This is a genomic window from Trebonia sp., assembly GCF_049794275.1.
Classification (GTDB): domain Bacteria; phylum Actinomycetota; class Actinomycetes; order Streptosporangiales; family Streptosporangiaceae; genus Trebonia.
The window spans coordinates 1-4,611 of the sequence record NZ_JBARCR010001034.1; the positions used below are offsets into that span (position 1 = coordinate 1).

The 4,611-nt window shown below is 70.9% G+C and carries 6 protein-coding genes; 1 reads left to right on the forward strand and 5 read right to left on the reverse strand.

From position 1 onward, the window contains the following. The 3 genes from WA805_RS25920 to WA805_RS25930 all read right to left on the reverse strand — a co-directional run. On the reverse strand, positions 1-520 hold a 520-nt coding region (locus WA805_RS25920), incomplete at its 3' end, for an LLM class flavin-dependent oxidoreductase (RefSeq protein WP_425243657.1). A 327-nt stretch (positions 521-847) separates the two neighbouring features. After that, entirely contained in the window at positions 848-1,393 is a 546-nt protein-coding gene (locus WA805_RS25925; RefSeq protein ID WP_425243658.1) for a carbonic anhydrase, read from the reverse strand. A 30-nt stretch (positions 1,394-1,423) separates the two neighbouring features. Further along, entirely contained in the window at positions 1,424-2,452 is a 1,029-nt protein-coding gene (locus WA805_RS25930; protein ID WP_422288204.1) for an alpha/beta fold hydrolase, read from the reverse strand. Between the two features lie 86 nt (positions 2,453-2,538). On the opposite strand from WA805_RS25930, the gene WA805_RS25935 reads away from it, so the two are divergent. Beyond that, positions 2,539-3,189, forward strand: coding sequence for a TetR/AcrR family transcriptional regulator (locus WA805_RS25935; RefSeq protein WP_422339254.1), 651 nt, complete (start codon positions 2,539-2,541; stop codon positions 3,187-3,189). A 15-nt stretch (positions 3,190-3,204) separates the two neighbouring features. Here WA805_RS25935 and WA805_RS25940 read toward each other — a convergent pair whose 3' ends face one another. Continuing rightward, positions 3,205-4,026: a PHP domain-containing protein gene (locus WA805_RS25940; protein WP_422276200.1), complete on the reverse strand. Its 822-nt coding sequence runs from the start codon at positions 4,024-4,026 to the stop codon at positions 3,205-3,207. Between the two features lie 35 nt (positions 4,027-4,061). After that, positions 4,062-4,611, reverse strand: a 550-nt coding sequence (locus WA805_RS25945; RefSeq protein ID WP_425243659.1) for a helix-turn-helix domain-containing protein, incomplete at its 5' end; no start/stop codon positions are given.

Here is a 4,611-nt window from a genome sequence, read left to right on the forward strand (position 1 = left end):
GGCCCACCCGGCGCAGGCCGGCGGGCGCCGTCCCGCCCAGCCAGATGTCCAGCGGCTTGCCAGGCAGCGGCCCGACCGAAGCGCCGTCCACCGAGAAGAACGAACCGGAGAACGTCACGGACGGCGATGTCAGCAGCAGCCGCAGCAACGTCAGCGCCTCGTCGAACACCGCCGCGCGCTGCCCCGCGGGCACCGGGAACAGGTCCCGTTCCGCGGGAGCCGCGGGCTGCAAGCCGAACACCGGCAGCACCCGCCCAGGCGCCAGCCCGGCCAGCGACGCGAGCTGCTTGGCCACCAGCACAGGGTGCCGTCCTGGCAGCACCGAGATCCCGCTGCCCGCCTTGAGCCGCGTGGTTCGCGCCAGCGCGAACGCGATCCCGATAAACGGCTCCACCGCCGGGGTGTAGACGGTCTCCGGCAGCCACAGCGAGTCGACCCTGGACGCCTCGAGCAGGTCGACGGCGGCCGCGAAGTCGGCCGGCTCCGCGGCGCCCAGCGAGATTCCGATCCTGACTTTCACGAAAATCAATTATTCCGAACGTACGCGTCTCTTCGCCCAGCGGCCCCATGCCACCGCGGCCACCCGCCCGCACAGTCGGCCTGGGCCGCACAGCCAGCCTGGACGCACGTCGCCCGGCCGCACGCCTCCAGCCGCACACCTCCAGCCGCATGGCCGCCCCGGACGGGCCATCACTAGTCACATCAGCCGCTTCCGTTGACTTTGCTGCCGTGGTGACCACTTTCAGCGCTGAGTGACCGGTCACAAGTGGTCATTTCGGCTGCAAAGTGAGACCAGGTATGCGAGTCGCTGAAAGCCGTGAGGCCGCAGAGGCCCGTGGGGCTGGGCTTAATGGAGCGGGTACTGGGCGTCGAGCGCGGTCGTGACGCGCCCGGTGTCGATGTCGTACACGTGGCCGGAGACGCTCACCTTCGGTGAGAGCAAGGGCGAGGCGAGCAGGCGCTCGACGTCCGCCTTGACGGTGATGGACGGGTCGGTGACGGCGGAGGCTTCCAGCGCTGCCTCGGGACGGCCGGTCGCCTCGGCGGCCTGCCGCCGGAAGCCGGGGTCCGCGAGCAGGCCGGTGCCGCACTGGGTGTGGTGCAGGACCGCGACTTCGAAGAGCCTGTCATCCTCGAGCTGACCGCCGAACAGCTGCTCGGCGAGGAAACCGATATAAGCGATGTCTTCGATGACCGCCTGGGTGACGCGTCCTCCCGCGTTGCGGATGACGGGAGCGTCGCCGAGCCGGAGCCCGAACAGGATCGCGGGGTCGACCCGGTGGTCCAGGCAGGTGACGATAAGTACCTGCGCGGCGGGCGGGCCGAGCGGGACTGGGGTGTAGGTGCGGGCGAACTGCTCGTTGCGCTCGAGCAGCGGGGTCATCCTGGTCATGGCGTTTCCTCTCGTGTCAGGTGATGGGTGTTATCTGCCGGCGGTGGCCGGGGTGGCCACGCCGTGCCGGGCCGCGATGTCGCGGATCGCCGCGGCGAGGAGGTCCGGGTGTTCCCCGGTGGTCAGGTGACCGCCGGGGAAGATCAGGATTTGGGCGCCGGGCACTCGCTCGCGGGCGGCCGGGATCTGCCGGTGCTCGTAGGGGTCCTCCTCGCTGCCGCCCACGTAGAAGGCGACCGTGCCGTCAAGGTTGCGGGCGATCGCGGCGAGGTCCCACCGCTGCGCGTGGCGGCGGTGCTCGCCGACGAATCCGGCGGCGTTGTGCGCGAACATCGCTCCGTCCCTGCGGGTGATCGCTGCCCGCAGCTCGCCGAGTTCCGCCGGGGTGGGGTGGTAGCCGCGGGAGTACATGCGTGCCTGCTGCCAGCCCGTGTCGAACGCCCGCTGCGAGCGCTGCCATCCCCGCATCGCGAGGGTGCCTAGCGGGCTGCGCAGCAGCGGCGTGCCCTGCCACGGGTGCGTATGCGCGTCGGCGAACAGGCCGCCGTTCACCATGAACACCGCGGTGATCGCCGGTACGGCGCTGCCGCCGGAGGCGGTCCGCTCTTGCTGGCGGCGAAGCAGCTCGAGCAGCGCCAGCGAGGTGTAGTCGAAGGTGGCGACGACGGTGCGGCGGACGCCGTGGTGCCGCCACAGCGCCTCGACGAGGTTCGCCCGCTCGATGGTGGAGTACCGGTAATCCCGCGGCTTGTCGGAGTCGCCCTGCCCGACCGGCTCCACGTACAGCCGCGGGCCGGGGCCGTCGCCGAGTATCCGGTCCACCTGGGCCCAGCCGTACGAGCCGTCAGGGAATCCGGGCAGCATCGTGAGCCACACCGCGTCCGCGTCCGGCTCGGCTCCGCTGACGCGCTCGAAGACCCGGAGGGCGCCGGGGGTCGCGGCGGCCGCTTCCTCGGTCAGTACCCGCGCGGATCCCGGGTCGTACGGAATCCGCTGGCCGCCGGCGAACCACTCCGCCGCTGTCACCGGCGCCTGATATGCCGTCTTGTTCCTGTCCATCGGAGAGCCTCCTCAATATTTAGTGGACGCTGTTCACAATAACAAAGGCTTGTGTACGCTGTCCACTTTGTTATCCTGGTGCCGTGATGACCGGCCGATCAGCAGCGGAGAAACCCCAGGCGCAGCGGCGCCGCCCGCGAGGCGCGGTCCGTGACGGTCTCGTGGCCGCCGGGCTCGAGCTGGCCAGGGCGGGCGGCCCGGAAGCCGTCGTGCTCCGCGAGGCGACCCGCATGGTGGGCGTGGTGCCCAACGCCGCCTACCGGCACTTCGCCGATCGCGACGAGTTGCTCGCCGCGGTCTGCGCGGCGGCGATGCGCGAGCTCGCCGACCGCATGGCGGCCGGAGTCGCCAGCGTGCCTGGCGCGTATGGCGATCCGGGCGCGGCCCGCAGCCGGCTGGGCGAGATCGGCCGGGCGTACCTGAACTTCGCGCACGAGGAACCGGGGCTGTTCGCCACCGCGTTCGCTGTGCCGCAGCAGCACGCGTACGACGCTCAGGCCGGCGGGGACGGACCGGACCGCACGCCGCTAGGGCAACTCCGCGCCGCGCTCGACGAGCTCGTCGCCGCCGGCATACTCGACCAGCGGCGCCGCGTGGGCCTCGAGTACCCCATCTGGTCCACGGTGCACGGACTGGCCGTGCTCACCGGGGAAGGGCCGCTGCGCGCTGTTCCCGAGGCCGCCCGCCGTCAGCTCGAGGAACGCACCTTCGCCTTCATCAGCGACAGCCTGGCGTGAGCTGGAACAGATCGCCTAGACCCGCCAGAAGTCGTACGGGTAGCGGCCGGCCCGGAAGCCGGCCGCCTCGACAACGTCCACGGCGAGCTTGAAGCGGTCACCCACCCGCTGCGGCAGGTGCGCGTCGCTGCCGAACGACACCGCCGTTCCCCCCACGTCCCGCCACCACCGGATCAGGTCGACGGACGCCAGCGGCGACTTCGTGTTGACCTCGAGCACCCGCCCGGTCCCGGCCAGCGCGCTCAGCACGGTCCTGTACTCCTCCTCGAAGTCCTCTTCCCGGTACAGGTGCGCCCCCTTGGGCCAGTACCGGCGCGGGAAGTCCAGGTGCGCGAGCACCTCGAACAGGTCGCTGCGCTCGATCAGCTGGAGCAGTTCGGCGAAGTAGTAGCTCATTACGTCGTCGTCGGGCATGTTGCCGAACAGGGCATCCGCCGCGACCAGCCTGCCCTTGTAGGGGACCGCGTGCAGCGAGCCGAGTACCCGGTCAAAGTGGTGGCCGTGCACCACCGCGCCCGCGCTGGCGGCGAACAGGTGCGACTCGCCTGTTTCGACGCCGGAGAGGATGCGCAGCCCGGGGAACCGCTCGCGGCAGTCCGCGACCGAGGCCAGGTACCCGGTCACGTCCAGCGGCTTGATGCGGGTCCACCAGCGGGCGTCCGTGGCCACCCCGGCGATCGCGTCCCCTTCTCCGCCTGCGGTGAACTCGAGGTGTTCCGTGAAGGCGACCCCGGGCAGTCCGATGGCCAGCGCTTGCTCGCAGCTGCGTGCCATTGACGCCTCAGCGGACGTGTCGTACGACCATTCCGTATGTACGTGGTTGTCCGGAGGCAGCACGCTGCCGATTCTTTCACGGGCGGGTTTTGCGGGCGTTACCAATGCTCCTCGCGGGGCTTGGCCGACGTGATGACGTAGACCTCACCGGACTGTGGCGGGTTCGGCGGGGCCTGGCCTGGCTCGCCAGGGCTCGCCTGGGCGGAGCCGGGCAGGCCGTCCGCGACGACGCCGGGCTCGTCGTTGGCGGTGTTCGTGCCGGCGGCGGGGAGCGCGGTCTGGCCCTTCTTCCCCGACCTGACCAGCTTCCCCCAGCGCTCTTCCCACTCGGCGACGTCTCCGGCGCAGGCCTTCACGTAGGCGATCAGCACCGGCAGCGTGGGCAGCCTGAGCCCGCCGGCCGCCGACGCGAGGGTTCGCATCGTGTAATGCGACTTCTCCGCCATGTCGGGATAGTCCAGTCCGGCCTTGGAGCGCAGCACCCGCAGGTCGCGGGCGAACGCGCCTATGTTGTCGTTCTCGATCGCCGCGATGGGGCCCTTGCCGTTCGGCGGCGGGTCGGGCAGCGCGCTGTCGCGTTGCCTGATCACGGTGCCGCCTGTCCGATCCCACGATCCGGTCGTGCGGGTGCCGGGATGGACCCCGTCG